Here is a 23928-nt window from a genome sequence, read left to right on the forward strand (position 1 = left end):
GGGTTGTGAAAAAAGTGGCACGGTATGTCTCGGCAGGATTAGTGCTTACTCCCACGATGAGTGATGCTGCGATCGCACAGGTCAACTCCCCAGGTTCAACAGAGTCTCCTGATACGGCGATCGCCACGCCACAGGCACGCATCACGGTCACCCCTGAGAACACAGCCATTCTGCGGCAACCCGCGATGCAAGTTTCTCAACCTGAACTGGTCGCCCAGATTCCGGTGCAAAAGCCAGAGACAGAAACCACAGGCACCGCAGCAGATTTGCGGATTTCTCCTCGTATCGGCATCGGGCACAACAGTTCGGGAGGGGGGTATGACGGCACAACTCGGTTTGAGGGGTTTTTGCCGTTGTTTCAAACCAGCGGTCGTGATATTGCCTTCTTAGAAGGACGGTTTTTGCTCGACAACGATGCCAATGTTGGGGGCAATCTGTTGTTAGGCTACCGCGCCTACAGTCCCAGCGCACGACGCACTTTTGGCGGTTATATTGCCTACGATAACCGCGACACTGATGAGAATACGTTTAACCAACTGGGAGTTGGGTTTGAGAGCCTGGGGGATCTGTGGGATTTTCGGGTGAATGGTTACCTGCCTATTGGCGATCGCCAACAGGAGGTCGGTACTCGCCAGCTTTTGAATACGTTCTTTCAGGAGCGATCGCTGATCTTGCAGGAACGTAGCCTATTTGAAGCGGCAGTGGGCGGTGTGGATGTGGAAGCCGGGGCGAAATTGGCAGAACTCGGCAATGACGGTGATTTACGGGGCTATGGCGGTCTGTATTGGTACGACGCACCCGGTAGCCCCAGCGGCGTGGGTTGGCGGTTGCGCTTAGAGGCTCGCCCAACGGACAGTTTGAACGTGGGCTTAGGCGTGCAAGGAGATGAGTTATTTGGCACGAATATTCTGTTTCGCGTTGGGTTAACATTTCCTGGTCGTCGTCCTCGCCGGGTGATTGCCCCTGAAAATACCGTTGTGGCGCGTTTAGGGGAAACGGTGGAACGCAACCCCGTGATCGTTGTGGATACGCAGGAAACCATCAGCGATACGGTGGCAACCAATCCAACTACAGGAGAACCCTACGTCTTTCAGCATGTCAACTTAGGTAGAGCGGGAGGCAATGGCACCTTTGAGAATCCCTTTGGCACGATTCAGCCTGCATTAGATGCCACTCAATCCGATGGTAATGCGATCGTTTACGTGCGACCGGGCAGCAATCCCGGTAATCCTGGTTTTGTGATTCCCGATGAAGTGCAAGTGTTGTCTAACGCTCCAGTGCAGCGGCTTAATACCCGTGAGTATGGCGTCGTGCGGTTGCCCCTTTCAGGCGCGGGAGTGCGTCCACGTATTACTGATAGTGTGGTGATGGGCAGCAATACCACCCTGTCAGGGTTTGACATTACAGGACGCACCGGAGCAGGTGTAATCGCCGATACGGTGAGCAATGCGGTCATTCGAGACAATCGCATCACTAGTGCCGAAATTGCCGCCGTACAACTGGAAGACACGGGGGGCACGATTACCCTCGATCGCAACCGCATTGTAGGCAACACCGTTCCAGTGTTGTTGGGAACGAATATCAATCAGGTCAACGTCACCAACAGCACCCTGACCAGCACCAACTCCACCACTAATGGCATCACGCTCACTGACGTGACAGGAGCCGTCAACATGACGGATAGTGCAATTCGCATTACGACCCCTAGCGATGCAGGGATTGCGATTCGCAATGCGACTGCCCCGGTGACGATCGCCGCTGAACCGGGGCAGATTACCAATGCTGGAGCCGCAGGCATCGTTTTAGAAAACAGCACTGGCGCGATCGCCATTTCTGGCTTCAACATTAGCAGCCTTGGAGGGGCGGGCATTCGCGCCAGTACGATTGCCAATGCCACTCTGGACAACAACACAATTACGACCTCTACAGATGCAGGCATCTTTTTAGAAAACACCACAGGCACTATTACCGTCACCGATAGCACTGTGACTGCCAACACCGTTCCGGCATTAGTGGGCAACACGATCGCCAATCTGCAAGTGAGGGATAGTCGCCTGAACAGCACCAACTCCGCCAGCGATGGGATCACCCTCAACGGAGTCAGCGGCACCGCAACAATCCAGGACAGTGCGATCGCAATTACAACTCCCGCAGCGAACGGCATTGCCCTGACCAATGTCACTGGATCAGCGGCGATCGCTGCATCACCCGGTACGATTACCAATCCGGCAAATGCTGGAGTGTTGATTCAAACCAGTCCCGGTCGGGTCAGTGTTTCTAATCTGCAAATCACTGGAGCAGGCAGCGATGGCATTACAGGCGACACCATCGGAACGGTGACGTTGAATAACAATGCGATCGCCAACTCTACTAACAATGGGGTTGCGCTGAGCAATATCACCGGATCTGCAACCGTGAACGGTAACACCATTACCACCACAGGGCAAAGCGGCATTACTATCACCAATGCCACGAACACCAGCGTGAATGAAAATACGATTGAGGCAGCGATCGTTGATGGAATTGCGCTCAACAATGTCACTGGAACGGCAACCGTGAACAGTAATACCCTCACCAGCACTGGGCAAAACGGCATTCTACTGAACAACACAACGGGGCAAGTTAATCTGACCGCATCCGGCAACCAGATCTCGATCCCCGGTGCAAGCGGCATCAATGTAGACCTGTCGGGTGACGCAGGAGGGACGGCTACCATCACCAACAACTCCATCACCAACGCTGCTCAACAGGGAATTGCACTCAACGTCACCTCGAATGGGACAACTTTTCGTCCTCTGGTAGAATCCAACGTTGTTACAGGTAGCGGGGATGCCGGTGTGACACTGGCAGCCAATGGGACAACTCAAATTGCGGCGGGAGTCCGGCTCAACCAGTTCGATCGCAATAACTTGAGCGGCACTGCACCAGCAGGCGTCAACATTGTTAATAATGCTTCTCCTAATTTATGTGTGCAACTGCGCGACAACACCAGCAGCAACACGACTGAAGGCTTTAACTTGCAGCAAAACTTAGGTGATCCTCAAACATTTGACGCGGAGATTGGCGCAAACAACGTCGGCACATTGACGACGAGTGGAACGGTTGTAAACTCGGTTGCTCAAGGAACTTGCGGATTTTAGCCAGTAAGAACTATCAATTTAATAACATCTTAATAACATCGAGTTTTTCTTAATTAGAAAATTTAAGTGAAATATTGCTGTGGGAATTTTGGGAGTTGTTATAATTCACCGCATATTTTGGTTTGGTTGATGAATTTGTGAGATGGGCGATCGCAAACTAACTCAGCCAACAGTCCAAGTGAGGAAGCTATGACCGCAGATATTCCCAATGATTCTGAGCAGTTTGCTCGCTTTTCAATGACCCAATCTCTAGGGCGATTTAGCTTTCTCTGGCTGATTACCCTTGGGATCTATGGGTTACATTGGCATTACATGAATTGGCGAGCCTTCGGGTTCGGAAAGTTTAGTTCAGGGTTTTTTGCCCTCTTTAGTGGGTTTGCAATTTATGGGTTGGCTAGACGTATTTTTCAGTTAGCCACTGGGCAGGGAATGACCGTTGGAGTTGATCCAGCCATCCTTTTGTTTGCTTGTGTGTTAGGAGGAATTCTGAGCAATCGAACCCCTGGATTTTGGTTTATTTTGGGGTTGCCGCTCATTCTGATTCCAACGCTATACCTTCAGCAGTTCCTTAATACCTATTGGTCAAAAGTAAAACCTGATCGTCCACAAAGACCCCTCTTTTCTGGAGGTTTTTTTGTCTGGACGATTGTAGGAGTTATTCTCTGGGGTTTAACGATTGTAGGAATTCTTATGGAGATGGGTCTGATTCAAGAAGGGTAAGAACTTCATGGAAAAGAAGCTGTTGCCCTGGCGAGGGTGCGACAGCTTGATCCATTTCAGTCACGTAATGATTTTTGCAGCAGTGGTTGCAGCGATCGCCACAGGTAAAGCTACACGGCTACCTGCACCAGAGGAGCACGTCTGGCTAAGTCAAACTTGTAACCATTGGGCAAAATGTGCAACTTGGCACCACAAATTGCCAGGTTCTCATCCCGCAGCAAATCCTCAACGTTTGTGTGGGTAATGTTTGCCACGTCAATGACGGTTACCGCCCCACTACCAATCACCTCTAACTCCGCTCCATTGATGGCGATCGCTGTATCTTCGTCGATACCAAATCCCAAAATGGCGGGTTGCTGTGCCAGCGCGGAAATTAATCGTCCCAATCGCCCCCGTTGGGCAAAGTGTTGGTCAATCACAACCCCCGGCAAAAATCCCATCCCTGGACCCATCTTCACCACTTCCATGCGGGGATTGGTTTCTGACTCGCCTTCAACAATCATCACATCGGGCATCATGGCTGCCCCTGCACTGGTTCCAGCAATAACAATGCCCTGCTGAAACCGTTCGTGTAATTTGGCATCCAGTTCTGTGTCTTTGAGGCAGTCGGTAATGCGGGCTTGGTTGCCTCCTGTAAAGAATACGCCTGTTGCCTGCTCGATCTTAGCGATCGCCTCTGGATTGCTCGCATCATCGCGCCGTTCAGTGTCAACTACTTTCACATTTTCGACGCCCAAGCGTTCAAACACACGAATGTAATCAGAGCCTACCTGTCCGGGTAAACCTGTCGCTACGGTCATGACAACAATCTGCGCTTGCAAGCCTCCCGCTCGGCGTACAAACTCACGTAAAACTTTGCATTCCCCTTCTCGGTCTTCTGCACCGCCAATAATCACTAACTGACCGTGAGACTCGTCTAAAGCTACCATATCAAGTTCTGTATTTAATGTTATTCCACTCAAACACAGCAACCCATAAGGCTTAAACGTCCGTTAGACAGATTTGGTAGGAATATGAGAGAAGAAGCAGTGGAAGCGTAGGGAGTGGGGAATAGGGAATGGGGAGTGAACCTTCTTTGCTCTGACTCCCCCTGCCTGTTGATTACTACAAAACGGCTTCTTCTCTTAAGCGATTTAGCAAAATTAACGTTCTCAAGAGATTCTGAGCATATTCCAAACTCAAATGTCGGGGTTTTCCTTTGTAAACAATCTGGTATTCTCCATCGTATTCACCATCGCCATAACCGGATATTAATCGTTGATGAAATGCTTCTTCAGCTAGCTGTTGAACAGATTCTTTTAGAGCAGCTTGATTCATATTCATAGGGCTGTCTCCTAATATGTTTTGTTTCTTATTAGGTTTGTTATAGAAAATATTGAGGCTGCATTTAAACTTTCAAAGGGTGTAATACTAGCTACCAAAAATTCGCTCGTATGGGCAGGTTGAAGACATCTCAGCATCGCCCCTAGATAGAGGAAATGAGTGGGCGATCGCGCTAAACTCAACCCGAACAGTTAGAGTAATCGGGTTATGGTGCTAGAACAAAGCTCCAACACGTATAGCGTTAATGCCCGCAGAACAGATGCATTTGATGTATTTAATTGCGGCACCTACATCGGTCCAAATCCCTATCTTGATGCAGCCGCATTTGTATTTGACTTCGCCTTAACGGGGCATCGGGAGCCATTGCCACTGGAGGAATATGTGGCGGTGATTGGCGATCGCTATCCCCAGTTGCGTGACCAGACCTTTGACTCTTACGCTCATCTATTCGCTCAAACTGCCCTGGAACTGAGCAAGTTGGAGATGGACTTGCACTTTCATCGCTGGAGCATGAAACCTCTTGAAGGCCGGCACAGAATTGCTGTGCAGGCGTTGCATGGGCGCACCAGTCGCGCCGTTGTGTATGGGGTCTGGGACTGGTTTGAGGCGATCACAAAAGATCAACCTTTTAATCTGAGTGACCAGATCGAGGTCATGCAAGGCATGTTTCGACAGTCGGTCTATGGTGGACCAACGGTTTATGCCTTACTGCGAACGGCTTACGAAAAAGGCATTCCGACCTTCTACCTGTGGGATGAAGGGCTAATGCAATACGGCTACGGCAAAAAACAAGTCCGGGGGGTTGCGACGACCTTTGATGGAGATAGTCACCTCGACTCTGACTTCACCACCCGTAAAGATGATTGCAAAGCCTTTCTCAGTACGCTGGGGTTTCCGGTTCCGCGTGGGGAAATTGTCATCTCAGCCGATGAGGCAATCTCAGCAGCACGGCGAGTTGGCTATCCCGTTGCGGTGAAGCCCGTCGTGGGGCACAAGGGACATGGGGTGACCACCGACATTCAGGATGTCGATGGGATTGAAATCGCGTTTGATCACGCTGTGGAGGCGATCGCCGAGAGTGACCCCATTCGTGTCATTGTTGAGCAAAGTGTGAGAGGCTCCGATTATCGCTTGCTGTGTGTCAACGGTCGTTTTGTTGCCGCTACAGAACGTCGTCCTGCCTTCATCGTGGGGGATGGGGAATCAACAATTGAAGAGTTGATTAACCAAGAAAACCGTCAAATTGCCCGCACTGATACCCCTACCTCTCCGTTGGGCAAAATCAAAATTGATGACGCCATGGAGAACTACCTCGATGAACAGGGGTTGTCGTTGGATAGTGTGATAGAGCGCGATCGCACCATTTATCTCCGCAGGGTGGCAAACCTATCGGCAGGTGGATTGAGCATCGACGCAACGGCGACCGTCCACCCCGACAACATTATCCTGGCACAGGATATTGCCCAGCACTTCCGCCTGACCTGTCTGGGAATCGACGTCATCGCTCGTGATCTGTCGCGTTCCTGGCGAGACGGCAACTTTGGTATTCTCGAAATCAACGCTGCTCCGGGAGTTTACATGCATTTGAAACCCTCGGTAGGCGATAGCATTGACGTCACTTCTGCGATTCTTGGTACGTTCTTTGAATCGGGCGCAGCGGCTCGCATTCCTATCATCACGTTTAACCGCGTTTCTATCTCAGAACTTCAAGAAACCATCGACCACATTCTGTTTCAACATCCCACCTGGACGATTGGAGCAGTCTGTCGAGATGGCGTCTTCGTTAACCGGGCGGAAAAAGTGTTGCATCCGGACTACAACACAAATGTGCAAAACCTAGTCCGCAATCCAAAGCTCGATCTGCTAATTGTGGAATACGCCGAAAGCATCCTGGAACGGGAAGGCATGTTCTATTACGGCAGTGACATTGTGGTGCTCAACAATCCCACTGAAATGGAGTTGACGCTCACTCGCGATGTCTTTGATCACTCTACGATTGTCGTCAAAGAGGGTGACACGGTTTCCATCCGTCGTCAGGGCTTAATGGAGCAATACCGCTTAGGTGGCTCAGAACCCTTTCAACGGGTATATCTCAAAGAGCTTGCCACGATTTTGTAGGGAATGGGGAATGGGGAATAGGGAGTGGGGGGTTGCGATCGGGGTATGTCCAGAATTTTGTGTAAAACCTATCCTATCTTCGCTCTACCCCACCCGCGACTAAAGTGCGGGCTCATGGGGTGAAGTCTGCTAAAGCAGACTGGCAGTAGTTTTCAGTCCGCTTTAGTGGACTTTGAAAGGTAGCCCGCCACTGACGTGCGGGCGGATGGGAACGGTAACAGACATACTCTAATTGACGTACCCTTTGTTCTGCTCCCACCCACGACTAAAGTAGACTTTGAACTGACCTTTATCCTTCATCCTTTATCCTTCATCCTTTATCCTTTATCCTTTATCCTTCATCCTTCATCCTTTATCCTTCATCCTTCATCCTTTATCCTTCATCCTTTATCCTTCATCCTTCATCCTTCATCCTTCATCCTTTATCCTTTCCCTCTTCTTTCTTCTTTTTTCTCTCTTCCTTCTTCCCTCTTCTACTTCCCCTCCCCTAACCAGTCTCGCCACGCTGACCAATTCTCGACCAGCAAGGCTAATTCAGAGTAACCATCGGCTAAGGGATGGGCACCGTCATTTTGCGCCACCTCCCGCAGCCAAACTTGAGAGCTATACAACGGGCTAAACACATCTAAAAACGGCACCCCCAGTTGAGCGCAGACCTCTGCCAACTTTTCGGTGAGGTAAGCCGATCGCCAGTTTTGCTCTCGATCGGCGATCGGCACTGGGCTGACCATCAACACCGGAAACATCTGCCGTGCTTGGTCAAGGATTGTATGGGCGTTGCGGGCTGACACGTCTGATTCAACACGAGGTTTGCCCTCCTCCAGGGTGGTGTCGTTTACCCCAAAGGAGAAAATGACTCTGCCCTGGTTGGGGTCGGGCAGGCGACAGGCGACTTCGGATTGCCACCGTCGATGAATGTCGGTTGTGGTTTCTCGCCGTACCCCCAGATTGTAGTAGGTGATGTCATGTCCACGTTGGCGGGCTGATAGGCAGATACGTCCTGTCCAGCCCAGGTAAGTAGGATCTCCTGTGCCATTTACAAACGAGTCACCGACAAAACAAATCCGAAGTTCCATGAGGGTTGCCTATTGCTGTGAGATCCGCTTGACTTCTTGACCGCTCAACAGGTGATGAGCATCAGCTAATAACCCTGGAATTTTGTCGGCATGAGGGCTGCGGGTGAGGCACGATCGCAGATCGAGTTGAGTAATCCGATCGGCTTTGTTTCCTGGAAACCAGTGGCTCGCATTGCCTAGCATGTTGTAACGAGTTTTAGCGTAGTCAATCATGTCATAGGCGATCGCCAGGTTTCGTAACCACAGAATCGCCCGAATATTTACCTTGCCAGGGGTGTCTTCCAGTTTGGGCAAACCCACCTGCCAGGTCTTAAACCATTCCTCACCCAGACAATGGATCGCCTCTTGTTCCAGTCGCTGCAAAATGGGCGGCAAGATTTCATCGGCGCGGTCGAGGTAGTCCAATACTTTCAGGTGCTCGTCAAAATCACTGGGACGGGCTGCCCCAATGCTCAGGGTATGCACCTGGGAATGGCTCAAGCAAAACAAGTCGTTGAACACAATTGGACTCAGGGGAGAACACAAATTCACCAACTTCTGGGGTGGCTTATAGAGCATTCCGCCTTTGTCGGATGGGCTAATAATAAATACCCCCATATCGTGAGCCTGAGCCGCAGCGATCGCCTGCCAGTTGATCTGGTTGATGTAATACCAGTGCAAGTTGACGTAATCGAATTGATTAGTGGCGATCGCCTGCAAAATCACATCTGTGGGGGCGTGCGTCGAGAAGCCGATGAATCGGACTTTGCCCTGTGCCTGAAATCGTTGGGCAACCTCCAGACATCCCCCCGGACGCAGGCTATATTCCAGCAACTCAGGGGTATTGATGCCATGTAGCCCCAGCAGATCAACGTAGTCCAGGCGGAGGTTCCTTAATGACTGGTCAAGCGTACGTTGAAATTCCTTTGCATCGGCAACTGGAGACACCTTAGTTTGCACAATCAACTGCTCACGAGGCATTTTGGGCAAAATCTGCCCCAATTGCACCTCAGAGGTGCCATAACCACGCGCTGTTTCGATGTGGTTAATGCCAAGCTCAACGGCTCGACGAATCGTTGCTTCCAGGTTGTTTTGGCTACTTTGAGGAATTTGCCACCCCGGTACATCCTTCCAACTATGTTGATATCGCATCCCTCCACAAGAGAGAACGGGCATTGACAGTCCTGTTCGTCCAAATCGTCGATACTGCATAAAACATTACAAAGCGGCGATAGAAATCAGTTCTTTCACGAATGCCCCAGAGTGGACAAAACTCGCAATAATAAGGTTAGTTAACTTTTCCCTTAGACAGCAAGTCTCGTCACGTAGCTTCTTCCTTAGTAGCCGCAGAATGATGCATACGCAACCATTATCTGATGCCGGGAGAAATACGGATGTGCTGGCTTTGGCATTTTAGTTACAGCGTTAACGGGTGAATTCGAGAGAATAGACTGGGCTGAGCGATTACTACGCTCTAACAGTAAAGCCAATCCCATTACAGTCCTCTTCAGATTGGCATTTTCTCTCATCGCTGGATAAACCATTCAGGGAAATTACCCGTCTTTTGATTCACTCTTATGACCTGAGATTGCGTATGGACTTTACTGATTTAGATGATATAGAGACTTCGGTTAAGGATTTGTTGTCCTTAGCAAAAGTCGAATTAGAAGAAAAACGGTTACAACAGCAACGAGATGAACAGATTCAACAAAAGATAACGGAGATTAAACAACGGTTGGAGCCGCTGCTACATGAAGTTGAACAAATGTTAGGCGCACTCACCACTGAAGATTTTGTAGAAAGTATTACTCGTCGTAAGTTAGAAGAAAAAGCAGCCGATCTGCGACAACGCCTGGCAGATGCGCCCTTGTTGGCGGCTCAACAAATCGATCGCCAATTGATTTTGAATGAAGAACGATTATTAGACGAACGGTTGCTGGAGCAAGCAAATCGCTGGCGACGGGGGTTAAAACAAGATCTGCTCGATATGATTGCGGAGCAAAGCGACTTTTTTAGTGCGACGGATGCGGCGATCGCCATTCGGGGCTATATGAACGACCTCAAGGCGATCGGTTCTCTAGAAGAAGTAGTTGAGGCATTAATCAACCAGATCAACGCTAATAGCGAAGAGGGGCCTGTGGCTCGTCTGCGCGGTACCCACGAGCAAACCCTGATCTTCATCTACAACAAGGCTCTGGAAAACCGGGCGCGGGTTGAACGCAGCCACGAAGTTCAACCTAAAGTACGCCACCGCACCTCCGAAAAACGCCCCAATCCCTACACCAACTTAGAGGGTAAAGTGGTGATTTTTGGTGGGCACGATCGCCTCGAAACGGCGATTCGCAATCGGTTGCGTGACTCGAATGTGACGCTGGTCTGGTGTACGGCTCAATCGGGACCCCAAATTGCCGAACAAGCCGAAAGCCATATTTCCAGTGCTGACCTGATTTTGATTGTCACGGGGTATACCAGCCACAAATTGACTGACAAAGCCATGCAAGCCGCTCAACGCTGTGGCAAAAGCCCAGAGATGATCAACACGACGGGTGTGATTCGAGTGTTAGAGGCGATCGAGTATGGGTTGAAAACGAAGCTGTTAGCTCGCCATTTGGGAAGTTATTCAAAACCTGCTTAGCAATACAGGTTTTGCGTTTTGTGGAGATATGATAAGCCGTTTTGTGGGGACGCGATTAATCGCGCCCCACAAAACTCTTTCTGCAACCCTAAAACTCTCTGACGCTTGCCTGTCCGTCTTTTACTTCACCGACTAAAATCACATCAGCAACACCGACAAACAGCCCATTTTCTAACACACCAGGGATGTTGTTGAGGGTCTTTTCCAATTCGCCTGGGTTGTCGATCTGGTCAAACTTGACATCGACTACCAGGTTTCCCTGATCGGTAACCACGGGACCCGCCTTCTTCACGCCCATCCGCAGTTCGGGTTTGCCACCAAGTTTGGCGATCGCCCGCATTACAGGGGCTACAGCCATGGGCAACACCTCCACTGGCAACAAAAAGGTCGAACCGAGTTTGTCTACCAGTTTTGAGCTATCTACTACCACAATGAACTGATCTGCCAGGGAATCTACAATTTTTTCCTGAGTGTGTGCCGCACCGCCGCCTTTGATCAGGTTCTTGTTTGGGTCAACTTCATCGGCTCCATCAATGGCAATATCGATGTGATCTACTTCATCCAGACCCACCAGAGGAATGCCGTATTGCCGTGCTAACACGATCGCCTGAAATGACGTAGGAATCCCTTTGATGTCTTGAATTTCGCCTGACTGGAGCCGCTCACCCAAATATTGAATGGCAAATGCAGTCGTTGATCCGGTGCCTAACCCGACGATGGAACCCGATTGCACCCGCTCCGCCGCAGCTTTGCCGACCTGCTGCTTCATTAATTTGACTGGATCAACTCCTGCCGTCATTGTGATACCTCTACCATAGATTTACAATCGCGATCTAGCATGACGTAAAGTTGACCCAATGCATAGTCTGTGAAGGCTATACAAATTCCTTTGAATTGTCCTAACAATAGTGGCTACGGCTCTAGCTTTAAAAATTAGGTTTCATCCCAAATGTCGAAACGGCTTGACAAAGATTAATATTGCTAAAGCTGTTATGCAGAATTCTGATAGATGCATAAGGATTGACTGGGTAAACTCTAGGTTTGTAGCTTTTTCGCTCTGTCTCAGGTTATCGAGCAGCCTACCTCATGTTGCGATCGCATCGCCCCCCCTCTGACCCCTTCAAAACGCATTGGATCAGCCTGACCCCCAGACTGATCAGTGGGGGGGTTATCGTCATTAGCGGTCTGGTCTTAATCGGTTGGTTTTGGAATATCGATACGCTAAAAAGTGTGTTGCCCACTTGGGTCACCATGAAAGCCAATACAGCGATCGCTTTTCTCAGTGCAGGGGTCGCTTTGGGGGTAGTCCAGCATCAGATACGGCAACCCACATCTACCCAATTGCGGGCGATCGCTCAGGGATGCGCCGGAGCGACGCTCATGATTGGTCTGCTGACGGTGAGTCAATACCTGTTTCACATTAATTTGGGCATCGATCAACTTTTAGTGGTTGAGCCTGCTACTGCCGTTGGCACGTCTCATCCAGGGCGCATGGCACCCCTGACTGCCGTTAGTTTTATCCTCATAGGGTTGGCATTGCTGTTTTCTAGTCAACGCCTGCAAAATTTTGTTCAACCGATTCAAGCGATCGTTTTTACGGTTGGCATTATTGCCTTTCAAGCCCTAGTTGGGTATGCCTACAAAATCGAGGCTCTCTACGGCATTAGTTATTACACGCAAATGGCAGTGCATACGGCACTGACTTTTTTGCTGCTGTGTGTTGGCATTTTGTACCTCTATCCCAATCATGGGTTAGTCCGTATTCTGACGAGTTCTACACTGGCGGGTTTTCTGGGACGACGGTTATTTTTCTCGGCGATGGCGATTCCCTTAGCCGTCGGTTGGTTGGTCGTTCAGGGACAGCAGATGGGCTTTTACACGGCTAAATTAGGCATTTCTCTGTTGGTTATGCTCAGTGTGGTGACCCTCGCACTTCTGGTCTGGTGGAGTATTACATCGTTGGAACGAATTGACGCTGAGCGGCTCGGTACGGTGCAGGCGTTGCAAGATAGCGAAGCGTCTCGGCGTGAGTTGGCTCAGGTGCAGGAGGCATTGCGCCGCAGTGAAGCCGTTTTTCGCAGCTATTTTGAATTGTCTCTGGTGGGCATTGCGGTTATCTCCCCTGAAAAAGGCTGGATCGAGGTCAATGCTGAGCTATGTCGCCTGCTTGGCTATTCTGAGGTGGAGTTATGTCAGATGACCTGGGTCGAGTTGACTCACCCTGATGATTTACAGGCAGACCTTGATTGTTTTAATCAGGTCATCGCTGGTGAGATAGAGGGGTATGCGCTCGACAAACGCTTCATCCGCAAGGATGGCACTGTCATTCATGCCAGTATGTCCACTCGATGTAGTCGTCGCCCTGATGGCTCTGTCGATTACTTTGTCGCCCTGGTGCAGGATGTGAGTGAACGGGTGCGCAATGAAGCAGAGCGGCGGAAAGCAGAGGCTGAACGGGTCAAACTCATTCAGGAACAAGCGGCTCGTGCTGAGGCTGAAGCGGCAAATCGGATGAAAGATGAATTTTTGGCGGTGCTGTCTCATGAGTTGCGGACGCCGCTAAATGCTGTTTTGGGCTGGACACGCCTGTTGCGATCGCGCCAGTTTAGCCCTGAAACAACGCTTGAGGCATTGGAAACCATTGAGCGCAACGCAGAAGTGCAGGCACAACTCATTGATGACATTCTCGATGTCTCACGCATTATTCAAGGGCAACTCACGCTCAACCTGTGTCTGGTGGATGTGGGGGCTGTAGTCGAAGCGGCTATTAATTCGGTGCGGCTAGTCGCTGATGCAAAAGCGATCGCCATTCATTTCAGTCTGGTTCGTGACTCCCAGGCTGACCCTGCCAATACTCGTTCGCTTGTAGTGTCAGGCGATCCAAAACGCTTACAGCAGATCTTCTGGAACTTGTTATCGAATGCCATTAAGTTTACCGATAACGGCGGACGGGTTGAGGTGAGCTTGGAAGAGGTAGGACATGGGGCGTCAGGCTTAGGAGATGGGAGATGTGAGGGAGAGAATAGGGAAGAAGCAAATCAGTTTCAACCCACAGCTCACCTTCAGCCTCCAACCCTCGACTCCCACGCTTTCGCTCAAATCACCATTACCGATACGGGCAAAGGCATTCATCCTGATTTTTTGCCTCACGTATTCGATCGCTTTCGGCAGGCAGACAGCTCCACGACCCGCACCCATGGCGGTTTGGGCTTAGGGTTGGCGATCGTACACCATCTGGTTGAGTTGCATCAGGGCACGATCTCGGTTGATAGCCCCGGTGAGGGACAGGGAGCCACGTTTACGGTCAGATTACCGCTGATGGATAGACCGCAATCGGAGCGCGATGGCCTCCCAGAAGACATGGCTTCCTATCGACCTTTTGAATCTGGCTATGCACTCCCGATGAATGAGCCGCACTGGGTGTCTCCAACTCCTGTTACTTCGCTGGCAACACCATCCCCTGAAGCTCAAACGCAGCTTCAAGGGCTGCATGTTCTTGTGGTTGATGATGATGCGGAAACACGCAAATTTCTCAAACTGGTTCTAACCCAGGCAGGGGCAATTGTGACGGTGGTATCGTCTGCGGTGAGTGCGTTAGATCTACTGGACAAGGTAGAAGCAGATATTTTAGTCAGTGATATCGGGATGCCCTCGGTGGATGGATATGAGCTAATCAACACGGTGCGACAACGGTCTGCCAAAGAGGGGGGTACGATTGGGGCGATCGCCCTAACCTCGTATGCCAGAGAGGAAGACAGGCAAAGGGCATTACAGGCTGGGTTTCAGGTACACTTGACGAAACCTGTTGAGCCTGAAATTTTGGTACAAGCGATTGCAACCCTTGCTTCTTCGACACGCTAGAAATTCGATCTTTTTATTCTGCGCTGCTTAGTGCAGTGTCACACCTTATTTTTAGGATTGTTGATGTGAGCGTCTCGCTCACGGCGCGAGCAAGATGCTCGCACTACCTTAACTTTTAACTGTGACGCAGCCCTAGATTGTTTTTCCGTTTTTGGCAAGCGCATAGAAAAATCTTCGTATTTCCTTTAAAAAAGCAGAATAAACTCGGTGGTTCTCATAAAGACTCCGTAGACTCACTAGCAACTCTGATTAAAAATATTGTAAAAAATACAACAGATTTGCATAAAGACTATAAAGTCTAACGATATCTGGCAAGTTAAAACGCTGAAACATAAGGGGTAACGGTGTTACTTTGCATGTTTTACAGCAATGGACTGCCGTTGTTGGGTGAATGGGCGGTGCATCTTTGCAAGATTCTCATCTTCATCAGTGAGAATACCGATGAAAGCACATTGAGGGACAATTGTCGCCTCAAGGTTTGGTACGTTTGACCGGGCTGTAATCGTCATCCAAATCAACCATTCTTCTGTGGGAGCACTGACTTCAGTGACTAAATCTACCTGTATCAAAACCGTTTCTTTGAAAGGCTCGTGGACGATGTGGGCAAGAGCGATCGCCCTTGCTGTTGCCCCCTTGGCTGTGATCAGCGTTGGTGTAAAACCGTCCTTTGCCCAAGGGGTTGAACCCGTTGTTGACGTGCCAGCGACGGCATCGGAGTCGCCAGAATCCGCCACGACTTTATTCTCGATTCCAACAGGCTTCTCTGAGCCTCAACCTGTTTCCCTCAGCATTCTTAACCCGTCGTTTGAAGATGATGTGTTGGGTGGCGATGGTTCTGTTGATTACGTCACGGGTTGGCAAATTCTCAGCAGTTCTCTCTGGAGTGTTGGCACCTATAGACCGGGTTCAGGGTTATATGTGGCTCATGTTCCAGATGGGGTAAACGTTGCTTATGCTAACAGTGGCTCTCTGTTTCAACGGCTAACCGATTCCTTAGCTGCCAACACGCAGTACACTCTCGGTGTTGATGTGGGGTCGCGTCCTCCCTATGGCTTCCCTGGCTATCAAATTGATTTACTGGCAGGTGAAACTGTCATCGCCTCAGTGAGTTCCCCTGTGCCAGAGTTTGGCAAGTTTATCTCGACAGAATTGGTCTACACTGCGAGTGAAAGTGACCCACTGTTAGGTCAACCGCTGGCGATTCGCCTGTCTTCTGGAGGGATTCAGGTCAACTTTGACAATGTTCGCTTGACGGCTTTGTCTTTAGCTCCTGCTATTGAAACCGCGGCAACTGAAATAATGACAGAGCAGGCGATCGCTCCCGAAGATGCTCCCTCTGTCGAAAGCGTTGATTCGCTCCCTGCGGAATTCACCGTTGAAGCTGAGCCTGTAGAGTTGGAGTGGGTCTTTGCCACACGAATGTTACCAGCTACAGCAGGTGATGATGAGGAGGATAGCCCTCAATCTGTTCCTGAGCCAACCTCGGTGATTGGTTTGCTGTTGGGTGCGGCGGCTCTGATTCGTCTCAAGCGACAGCCATCTAAGTCGTAGGGATAACGGCTTAGCTCACTTTAGCGATCGCCACGTACCACATATTGTTTGGCAATGTCCGCCTGTGCAGGAATCGCTCCTCCAGGTCGTCTTGCTGCAAGATCTTAACCTGCTGGAATCCCTTTTCCTCCAGCCATGCCTTCATCTCATCCCCATCCATGCCAAACAAGTATGGCTCTCCAATTTCGGTCAGACGGTCAATGCTGGCAGCTATACCGGGAATTTGATCATTCTTGTAGGTCATCAATGGGGAACAGGCATCAAAAACGAGTACGGAATCAGGCGTCATTTGCGATCGCACCGTGTCTAACACCTGAGAAACGCTCTCCTGGGGCAAATAATAGCTAACCCCCTGCCAGACGTAAGCTGTTGCCAGTGTTGGGTCAAACCCATGATGAGTCAGACGGTTGAGATCATCCTGATTAAAGTCGAGCGGAACGAGGGTTAATCCATTAGGGATATGACCCAGTTGATTGGTCAGGTACACTTGCTTGTCGTGAATCGTTTGTGGCAAGTCCACCTCAAAGGTGGCAACTCTGCTCTCTTGCACAATCGGCAGTCGAAGGAATCGAGTATCGTACCCCGATCCAAGCAGCAATAGTTGTTGGCAGCCTGACGTAATTGCGTCGGTAATGACTTCATCGCCTACCTTCTCTCTGAGAACGATATACCAGTAGGCGATCTGTTGAAATCTCTGCACCTCGTCGGTGGGTTCTAAGCCAAGACCCAAGAAATCTTCCTGCAAAGATTGAGCGACGGATTTATCAAAGAACCAACTGAGATAAGGATCTTCCAGAATGGGATCGGGTTGAAATTGATGAGCAAATTTCAACAAAGCCGTGCCTTTGTTCGTTGACTTACCTAAATCAATACCCATGAACTTACCGTGTACTCCATCCTCTGTGTACATAGCAACTGAGGGGTTGCTTAGGACGGGGTGCAGGGATTCACCCCTAATCCACGTGCAAGTGACTTGGTTATAACCGCAAAACTCACCCCTTACAGGACGGGTGTTCGCTGACTATTCACAGCCGCTTCTCGGATAACCTTTAAGACTTCTTCGGGATGAGAAATCATAGAAACGTGACTTGCGTCTAAAGCGATCGCAGTTGCACCAATTCGTTTTGCTGAATCGCGTTGTAAGTCGGGTGGAATGGTCTGGTCAACGTTAGAGATGATGTACCAACTCGGTTTACGTTTCCACGCTGGGGTATCTACGGTTGCTTGCAACAGTGATGTAGATGGTGCAGTTTGAGTTGCATAAATGAGTGCCGCTTGTTCTGCTGAAAGATCGTTCGCAAACGCCTTCTGCACGCCTTCTTGAGCAAGCCAAATGAACCCATCTTGCACTTGAAAGTATTGTGATGCAGGAGCCGCTTCGTACTGGCTCAAAATGTCTACTACTGTTTCACCCGTATTCGGGGCAAGGGCAGCAATATAAACTAATCCGGCAACCTGTTCGTCATTTCCAGCTTCAGTAATGACAAACCCGCCCCACGAATGACCAACTAAAATACATGGACCTTCAAGACGAGCTAAAACACGTTTTGTTGCAGCAACATCATCCGCTAATGACGTCAATGGGTTTTGAACGGCAATAACGTTATAGCCTTCTTGCAATAATGCTGGAATGATCTCACCGTAACTTGATCCATCTGCCCAAAAACCATGAACCAACACAATATTTTGAATTTTGCTCATCGTGATTCTGCCTTGTCACTAACCTGTTTGTGTTACATCTCATGGTGTAGAGAACGGTCAATTGGTTGAATACACGAGGTTGAAAGGGATTTTTTTGGACTGTTTTCAGTCAATAGCCAGAAACTTACTGTCTATCTTCACAAAAAGTGTAGACCGCAAGAAATCTTTTGTATGTTATGGCGATTTAGATATATTGCAAAAAAATTTTCGTATCTCTTCAAGATTGATCGCAGTATTAACAAAAACTAGGACGGGGTGCAGGGGTGGAACCCCTGGCTTATCCCTTACCAACACCGATGCTATAGCGTAAGGTTTCCTCTTGACGTTTGACGGCGGCTAACAGTTCGGCATTTTGCAGAATGACTCCCGCCTGGTTGTTAAAGATCTGCATGTATTTCTGGTCGCTGTGATCAAAGCTGGCGCGAAACCACAGGGGGATATCTTGATCATCAGTGGGTTCGTCCATCACTTCGGGCGATCGCCGCTTATTAATCAACTGTGTGACACCAATCAGTTCGCCATCCGGGTTAAACACAGGCATACACAACAGGCTATAGGTGCGATAGCCACTGCGTTGATCGGTTTTGCGAGCCGTTTCAGAGTCGGGATGTTCGTACAAATCAAAGGGGATATTGATTGGCTTTTGCGTTTCTGCTACTTTGCCTGCGTAACCTTCTCCAATTTTGAGACGAATTTCTTTCTCGCCCCCCTCATCAAAGGGAATCTTTGTCCACAACTCATTCGTGTAGGGATCGCGCAACCAGAGTGTGCTGCGATCGGCATTCATTAACTCTTTTGCGGCTTGCATCACCCGCCGCAAGATTTCATCCGGTTCTAAGCTGCTCTGGCTCACGGATCGTGTCGCTGCCATCAGTGCGGCGGCAACCCGTTGTCCTCTGGCGGTTTTGTGATAGGAGCAGAAGCTTTCAAGAATCATGCGGATGAGCGGTGCATTAGCGACAAATTGCTGTTCGTCAGCAGCGGTAAAACCTTGTGGATCAACGCGATCGCCTAAGGGCAGTGCAGAGTCATGGGTGCGTTGGAGTTTATTGAGCAGTTGCACGACTGCGATCAGATCGCCTCGTTCGTTTAACAGTGGCATCGCCAGCATGGTGTAAGTGCGATAGTGGTTGCGCTGATCCTGTTCCTTGGCAGTCTTAGAGCGGGGGTCATCGTAGAAGTCGAAGGGGATGTTGATAATCTGTTTTGTTTCTGCCACCTCTCCAACGATGCCTTTATTGGCAGGAATGCGAATTTCAAGGGGGCGATCGCTGTTTTCAGACTCCGCCACAATCGACCAAAACTCCTCCCGTTCTTCGTCCAGTAAAAAAATCGTGGTGCGATCGGCGCAAAGCGATTTGCCAATTTTTAGCGTGATCGATCGCAATGTAGTGTCCAGAATGTCATCAAAGCCCTGGTTATCCATCACCTGGCTCAACATACTCAAGGTTTGCAACACTACGCTTTGAGGCTGATTCTCGGCTTGTCGCTTCATCTCAGCAAACTGGCGAGCATTTTGCAGGGCAACCCCCACCTGAGCATTAAAAATCTGCATGTATTTTTGGCTGCTGGCATCAAAGCTCGCCTTGAAGCACTCAGGGGCTTCAGGCCATGTTGCCGGGTCATATTCGGGAAACTCTCCCTGGCGGCGTTTGTTTACTAACTGAGTCACGCCCAGTAGCACTCCATCTGGGCTCCAGACGGGCATGCACAGCAAACTACAGGTGCGATATCCTGTTTTTTGATCGGTTTGGCGAGCCGTTTCCGAATCAGGATGATCGTAAAGATCGAAGGGAATATTCAAAGTTTCCTTAGACTGGGCAACCATGCCCGCAAAGCCCTGTCCAACATTAATGCGGATTTCTTGCATCAAGCCATTCTCAAAGCGAACTTTTGTCCACAATTGGTTATTGTCGTGATCCAATAGCCAGAGGCTACTGCGGTCGGCATTCATCAATTTTTTGGCAGCTTCCATTACCCGCCGGATGATCTCATCGGAATCCAGACTACTCTGCGAGACCGATCGCGTTGCTTCAGTGAGTGCCTCTGACGCTTGCAGGCGTTGGGTCAGACGATAGCAATCCTGACAACGAGCCAGAATGCGCGAAATGGCAGGAGCATACTCTTCCAACTGGGTTTGGTCGGCATCGGTAAATCCTTGAGGATTGATGCGCTCTCGCATGGATGCATTGGGATTGTTCGATCGCTTCAATTTGTTAAATAGCTGAATGAACGCCACTAAATTGTGCTGCTCACTCGATAGCGGCACCACCAGTTCGCTATACACTCGGTAACGATTGGTCGCAGATGAGGTTTCTTCTGCCTCTATCCGTTCATCCCGGAAGTTGAATGGTGAATTGACCAAATTTCTAAAGTTGGTTAACTGTCCGCCGCTGCCCTTGTTTGTAATGACTTGGATTTCTGGTGAACTGCCTGACTCGTGACGTGCAATCACTGACCAGATGTTGTTCTTCTCCTCATCGATAAAAAAGATGGTGGTGCGATCGACACTCAGCAATTCGCCCAGACGCAATGTGATAGAACCGAGAATCTGATACAAAATATCGGCAAAGTCTTTGCCCTCCATCACATTTAACATCGAGAGCAATTTTTGCTCCTGGGTTGCCACCACTTGCATGAAATCTGCCTTTAGATCAATCAGGGTTTTTTGCACCCAATTGTTGTTGAATACGGAAGCATAGATGCGGTTTGCGATTTGCAATTTGCCAGCACGTTTGACGACTAATCCCGATAACCGTAATTCAATCTGTTCAGGGGCATCAGAGGCTTCTACTTCTCCCCTTCGCCAAATATTTTGATACAGATCGAGTAAAGCTCGGCTCCGCTGACCAATGCGTAACAGGCGATCGCGAATTGTTTTCAAATGTGGCGGCTCATCTGTGGCTTCCCAATTGTCGATCAGGCGCGATCGCACCAGTCCTTCGATCCACTCGGCTTCATGTCCTGTGGGAATCATCGATTCTGAAGTGTAAATCAGTTGGCAGATCTTCTGAGTGAGAAAAGGTTGTCCTTCTGTCCACGCTAAGATGGCTTCTAAAACCGCTTGGGGATTATTCGTTTTAGACTGTAAGCCGATCGCCAATGGTTGTACTTCTGAGAGTTGAAATCCGTATAATTCGATTGCTCGACCAATATTAAATGGAGTGCAATTTTTGTTTTGAATCAAATCGGATGGAGTGGATACACCCAGCAGGGCAAACGTTAATTGTTCGTATTCGTTACACGCTCGAATAAAAGCAAAAAAGTCATCAGTGCGAAAGTTTAAACTCAACATGCTGTCAATTTCATCAATGAAAATGACAATAGGCTTATGTACGGATGCCAATAACACTTCTTCGATAAATTCGCTCAAACGTTGTACGGGCGGTAAAAAATCGCGATCGCGCAACCACGATTGCAGATCAATGGGCAAATGAAAGCTCTTCACTAAACGTCGCATCAATCCCGCATACCACTGATCGGGAGTGATATCCTGACTGCCAATCTTGGTCAGGTCGATGGCTGCTCCAGCTACCCCTTCGGCTTGTAAACGGTGCATGGTTCGCACCCGCAAACTGGTTTTGCCCATTTGCCGCGAGTTCAACACATAGCAAAACTCACCCGCCTTTAAGCCTTCATACAGTTCACGGTCTGCCTGTCGCACCACATAACTGGGTGCATCTAAGGGTAAGTGTCCACCAACTTTATAGGTATACGTCATGGGGTTAAGACTCAAAACTAGACCTCAGAATGACCGAAGCGATCGCCAAAATAATGTTGATAAAGCTGAAAGCGAGGCGTAACTTCATTGCCCTGCAATTGCACCAGTCCTAAACTGTGCAGCTTAAACGCCAAAATTGATGCCAGTTCAACGGATTGGTGGCTCGTTACCACCCGTTGAAAGGCGATCGCCAGTTCTGGGTGGTGTTGCAAGTTCCACAAATGCCGCCGCAGGTGATCGCCATAAATCCCTGCTTCTGTAGGAGCCGTTTCAATTAATTGGGGTAAGGTCAACTGCCCCTGGGCGATGTGATAGAGTGCCAACCGCACGAGATACGGATGCCCACCAACAATTTGCATCAACTGGGCAACCTGGTCTGAGTGCCAATTCAAGCCGTGCCGCCGCGCCAGATCGCTGACTTGCTCTGGACTAAACTCTGATAACTCAATCGGCAAACCCACATTAAAGGGGGACTGATTCACATCAAGTGGAATGTAAACCTCGGTGGAATGCACTACAATCAAGCGCAATTTTTCCCACAATCCGCTGTCGCTGTCGCCATATCCCGCCTCCTCATACCAGGCGCGTAACAAACCAAAAAAGTCATCCGCAATTTTGGGATATTGAAATACCCGATCGACTTCATCCAATGCCAACACCATCGGCTGATCAATTTCAGATAACAAACAGTCTTCAAAATAGGCTGTGCAGTTGTCCTTGCTGCCATAGGTGTCTGACCAATATTGGTCAACGGCATGGGGGAGATGCAACCTGCGGGCGACACGAGTACATACCCATTGCAACAGTTGGTCTAAGCTTTCAAACACCGCTCTATCGGCGTGTTGAAAACTAAGGGGGACTGTGCGATAGCCTTGCTCACGCGCTTGATGCAAAATTCGCGACATCAGGGAAGTTTTGCCCATTTGTCGCGGAGCTTTAATGCGAATTAATGTCCCTGGCTGCACGATCTCACGATAACATCGTGCTTCGTAGGGCGATCGCTCCACATAAAACTGAGAATCTAATCGTACCTGTCCCTGCGGTAGTTCCGGGTCAGCGATGGGGCAAGGCGTTGGCAAGGTGGGAGAGGGACTGGGAACCGCCAGAGGATGGATGTGAAACACTGGAGATTGGGTGGTTAGGGACAACTCCTGACGGTCAATTAGCCCCGTGAGAGAACTGCTTTGCAGGGTTGCATTGCCATTCGCCCCATCCCCGTTAATCACATCTACGATCGCTTGAATGACCGCTGTACTGTCCATCGGGGATTGCCAAACCCACTGATGCACATAGCGCAAATAATTTTGTAGGTCATGGTTGAGCGGCATTTCCGGCGGACAGTTGACCTGAATCGGCAGGATGATCGGGTGATAGCGATGGCTTTTGCTTTGCAACTCCTTGACTCGTCGCAACTCTTCCAACACCATCTCGCTCACTGCTGCCTGAGGAGACAACAACAAGATAAAAAAATCACACCGTGCCAGACAGGCATCAATGTGGGTTAACCAGTCCCGATCCGACTGACCATATGTAGTTGGAATGATCCCTGTATCCACCATAAGAATGTGGTGTCCTGCGGTGGCGATCGCCTCACACAAATCGGTTGCTAAACAGCGATCGGGTTCCTGGCTACGATGGCTGACAAAGATCTGTTTGACAGCCTGCTCTGACATTTTTTCAACTCTTGTTGCCTCCTGTGAAAGGACAGCAACTGAGGAATGCGTTTGTCGTTGAAATGTTCTTTCTAATGCCCCACGAAATTGTTTTTTAGTGACCTTTTCTCCTAATACTGTTGATAATTTTTGCCACAATTTGTAGCCCACATATTTTTCGACGTACTCCGGGTTGTTGGGGTAAATCTCTTCATAGGTTTGCCCCTGCCACGACCCCATAAAAACATCTCTTTCTAAATTGCTGAGGTGTTTTCCGGTCTGGTCATAAATCAAACCATCCACAAATTCCAATGCTGTTTTAGCATCCATACGATTTCAGGAACGATCAGAATCAAACAATACACAAACTGGCACTCAATCTCAAAAACTCAAACACAGTGAGTGAGAGCATGGGCGATCGCAATTTTCTAAAAAAATCAGCTCACACTTT

16 protein-coding genes are annotated in these 23928 nt (G+C 49.4%); 6 read left to right on the forward strand and 10 right to left on the reverse strand.

From position 1 onward, the window contains the following. Nucleotides 1–5 precede the first annotated feature (5 nt). Nucleotides 6–3140 carry a right-handed parallel beta-helix repeat-containing protein gene (locus H6G89_RS36230; RefSeq protein WP_190505134.1) on the forward strand — a complete coding sequence of 1045 codons (3135 nt, stop codon included), beginning with the start codon at nt 6–8 and terminating at the stop codon, nt 3138–3140. 189 nt (nt 3141–3329) lie between these two features. Then, nucleotides 3330–3860, forward strand: a complete 531-nt coding sequence (locus H6G89_RS08990) for a hypothetical protein (RefSeq protein ID WP_190505137.1) — start codon at nt 3330–3332, stop codon at nt 3858–3860. Nucleotides 3861–3970: 110 nt separating this feature from the next. Here the strand turns inward: H6G89_RS08990 and H6G89_RS08995 are convergent, their stop codons facing one another. Both H6G89_RS08995 and H6G89_RS09000 read right to left on the reverse strand, forming a co-directional pair. Further along, complete coding sequence (locus H6G89_RS08995) at nt 3971–4789, reverse strand: cyanophycinase (protein ID WP_190505138.1); 819 nt, start codon at nt 4787–4789, stop codon at nt 3971–3973. Between the two features lie 175 nt (nt 4790–4964). After that, nucleotides 4965–5183, reverse strand: a complete 219-nt coding sequence (locus H6G89_RS09000) for a hypothetical protein (protein WP_190505140.1) — start codon at nt 5181–5183, stop codon at nt 4965–4967. A 207-nt stretch (nt 5184–5390) separates the two neighbouring features. On the opposite strand from H6G89_RS09000, the gene H6G89_RS09005 reads away from it, so the two are divergent. Beyond that, the gene (locus tag H6G89_RS09005) at nt 5391–7301 is read left to right on the forward strand and encodes an acetate--CoA ligase family protein (RefSeq protein WP_190505142.1); all 1911 of its coding nucleotides are present in this window, start codon (nt 5391–5393) and stop codon (nt 7299–7301) included. A gap of 473 nt (nt 7302–7774) precedes the next feature. Here H6G89_RS09005 and H6G89_RS09010 read toward each other — a convergent pair whose 3' ends face one another. Next, nucleotides 7775–8377: a GDSL-type esterase/lipase family protein gene (locus H6G89_RS09010; RefSeq protein ID WP_190505144.1), complete on the reverse strand. Its 603-nt coding sequence runs from the start codon at nt 8375–8377 to the stop codon at nt 7775–7777. Nucleotides 8378–8386: 9 nt separating this feature from the next. Next, on the reverse strand, nt 8387–9568 hold the full coding sequence (locus tag H6G89_RS09015) for an aldo/keto reductase (protein WP_190505146.1): 1182 nt from the start codon (nt 9566–9568) through the stop codon (nt 8387–8389). A 382-nt stretch (nt 9569–9950) separates the two neighbouring features. Here H6G89_RS09015 and H6G89_RS09020 point away from each other — a divergent pair, with 382 nt between their 5' ends. Continuing rightward, on the forward strand, nt 9951–10991 hold the full coding sequence (locus H6G89_RS09020) for a DUF2325 domain-containing protein (RefSeq protein WP_190505148.1): 1041 nt from the start codon (nt 9951–9953) through the stop codon (nt 10989–10991). 88 nt (nt 10992–11079) lie between these two features. Here H6G89_RS09020 and rpiA read toward each other — a convergent pair whose 3' ends face one another. Further along, nucleotides 11080–11790: a ribose-5-phosphate isomerase RpiA gene (gene rpiA, locus H6G89_RS09025; RefSeq protein WP_190505150.1), complete on the reverse strand. Its 711-nt coding sequence runs from the start codon at nt 11788–11790 to the stop codon at nt 11080–11082. A 287-nt stretch (nt 11791–12077) separates the two neighbouring features. Between rpiA and H6G89_RS34920 the strand changes: the two genes are divergently transcribed. Further along, nucleotides 12078–14852: an ATP-binding protein gene (locus tag H6G89_RS34920; protein ID WP_190505152.1), complete on the forward strand. Its 2775-nt coding sequence runs from the start codon at nt 12078–12080 to the stop codon at nt 14850–14852. Between the two features lie 347 nt (nt 14853–15199). On the opposite strand, the gene H6G89_RS09035 is transcribed toward H6G89_RS34920, so the two are convergent. Then, on the reverse strand, nt 15200–15586 hold the full coding sequence (locus tag H6G89_RS09035) for a hypothetical protein (RefSeq protein ID WP_190505154.1): 387 nt from the start codon (nt 15584–15586) through the stop codon (nt 15200–15202). Here H6G89_RS09035 and H6G89_RS36235 point away from each other — a divergent pair. Beyond that, a complete protein-coding gene (locus tag H6G89_RS36235; RefSeq protein WP_190505156.1) occupies nt 15549–16403 on the forward strand; it encodes a PEP-CTERM sorting domain-containing protein in 855 nt (284 codons plus the stop codon). The two genes, H6G89_RS09035 and H6G89_RS36235, sit on opposite strands and share 38 nt — an antisense overlap. A 10-nt stretch (nt 16404–16413) precedes the next feature. On the opposite strand, the gene H6G89_RS09045 is transcribed toward H6G89_RS36235, so the two are convergent. From H6G89_RS09045 to H6G89_RS09060, 4 genes are all read right to left on the reverse strand, one after another. Next, a complete protein-coding gene (locus tag H6G89_RS09045) occupies nt 16414–17313 on the reverse strand; it encodes a class I SAM-dependent methyltransferase (protein WP_190505158.1) in 900 nt (299 codons plus the stop codon). 89 nt (nt 17314–17402) lie between these two features. Continuing rightward, on the reverse strand, nt 17403–18104 hold the full coding sequence (locus H6G89_RS09050) for an alpha/beta fold hydrolase (RefSeq protein ID WP_190505160.1): 702 nt from the start codon (nt 18102–18104) through the stop codon (nt 17403–17405). A gap of 277 nt (nt 18105–18381) precedes the next feature. After that, nucleotides 18382–21825 carry a GAF domain-containing protein gene (locus H6G89_RS09055; protein ID WP_190505162.1) on the reverse strand — a complete coding sequence of 1148 codons (3444 nt, stop codon included), beginning with the start codon at nt 21823–21825 and terminating at the stop codon, nt 18382–18384. A gap of 17 nt (nt 21826–21842) precedes the next feature. Beyond that, the gene (locus H6G89_RS09060; RefSeq protein WP_190505164.1) at nt 21843–23807 is read right to left on the reverse strand and encodes an AAA-like domain-containing protein; all 1965 of its coding nucleotides are present in this window, start codon (nt 23805–23807) and stop codon (nt 21843–21845) included. Nucleotides 23808–23928 lie beyond the last annotated feature (121 nt).

The sequence above is a fragment of the Oscillatoria sp. FACHB-1407 genome (genome assembly GCF_014697545.1).
Classification (GTDB): Bacteria; Cyanobacteriota; Cyanobacteriia; order Elainellales; family Elainellaceae; genus FACHB-1407.

What these genes read in the sequence shown, in the direction of transcription:
- H6G89_RS08990 (WP_190505137.1), top strand. Translation starts at nt 3,330, where the DNA reads ATGACCGCAGATATTCCCAATGATTCTGAGCAGTTTGCTCGCTTTTCA.
- H6G89_RS08995 (WP_190505138.1), bottom strand. Translation starts at nt 4,789, where the DNA reads ATGGTAGCTTTAGACGAGTCTCACGGTCAGTTAGTGATTATTGGCGGT.
- H6G89_RS09000 (WP_190505140.1), bottom strand. Translation starts at nt 5,183, where the DNA reads ATGAATATGAATCAAGCTGCTCTAAAAGAATCTGTTCAACAGCTAGCT.
- H6G89_RS09005 (WP_190505142.1), top strand. Translation starts at nt 5,391, where the DNA reads ATGGTGCTAGAACAAAGCTCCAACACGTATAGCGTTAATGCCCGCAGA.
- H6G89_RS09010 (WP_190505144.1), bottom strand. Translation starts at nt 8,377, where the DNA reads ATGGAACTTCGGATTTGTTTTGTCGGTGACTCGTTTGTAAATGGCACA.
- H6G89_RS09015 (WP_190505146.1), bottom strand. Translation starts at nt 9,568, where the DNA reads ATGCAGTATCGACGATTTGGACGAACAGGACTGTCAATGCCCGTTCTC.
- H6G89_RS09020 (WP_190505148.1), top strand. Translation starts at nt 9,951, where the DNA reads ATGGACTTTACTGATTTAGATGATATAGAGACTTCGGTTAAGGATTTG.
- rpiA (WP_190505150.1), bottom strand. Translation starts at nt 11,790, where the DNA reads ATGACGGCAGGAGTTGATCCAGTCAAATTAATGAAGCAGCAGGTCGGC.
- H6G89_RS34920 (WP_190505152.1), top strand. Translation starts at nt 12,078, where the DNA reads ATGTTGCGATCGCATCGCCCCCCCTCTGACCCCTTCAAAACGCATTGG.
- H6G89_RS09045 (WP_190505158.1), bottom strand. Translation starts at nt 17,313, where the DNA reads ATGTACACAGAGGATGGAGTACACGGTAAGTTCATGGGTATTGATTTA.
- H6G89_RS09050 (WP_190505160.1), bottom strand. Translation starts at nt 18,104, where the DNA reads ATGAGCAAAATTCAAAATATTGTGTTGGTTCATGGTTTTTGGGCAGAT.
- H6G89_RS09055 (WP_190505162.1), bottom strand. Translation starts at nt 21,825, where the DNA reads ATGACGTATACCTATAAAGTTGGTGGACACTTACCCTTAGATGCACCC.
- H6G89_RS09060 (WP_190505164.1), bottom strand. Translation starts at nt 23,807, where the DNA reads ATGGATGCTAAAACAGCATTGGAATTTGTGGATGGTTTGATTTATGAC.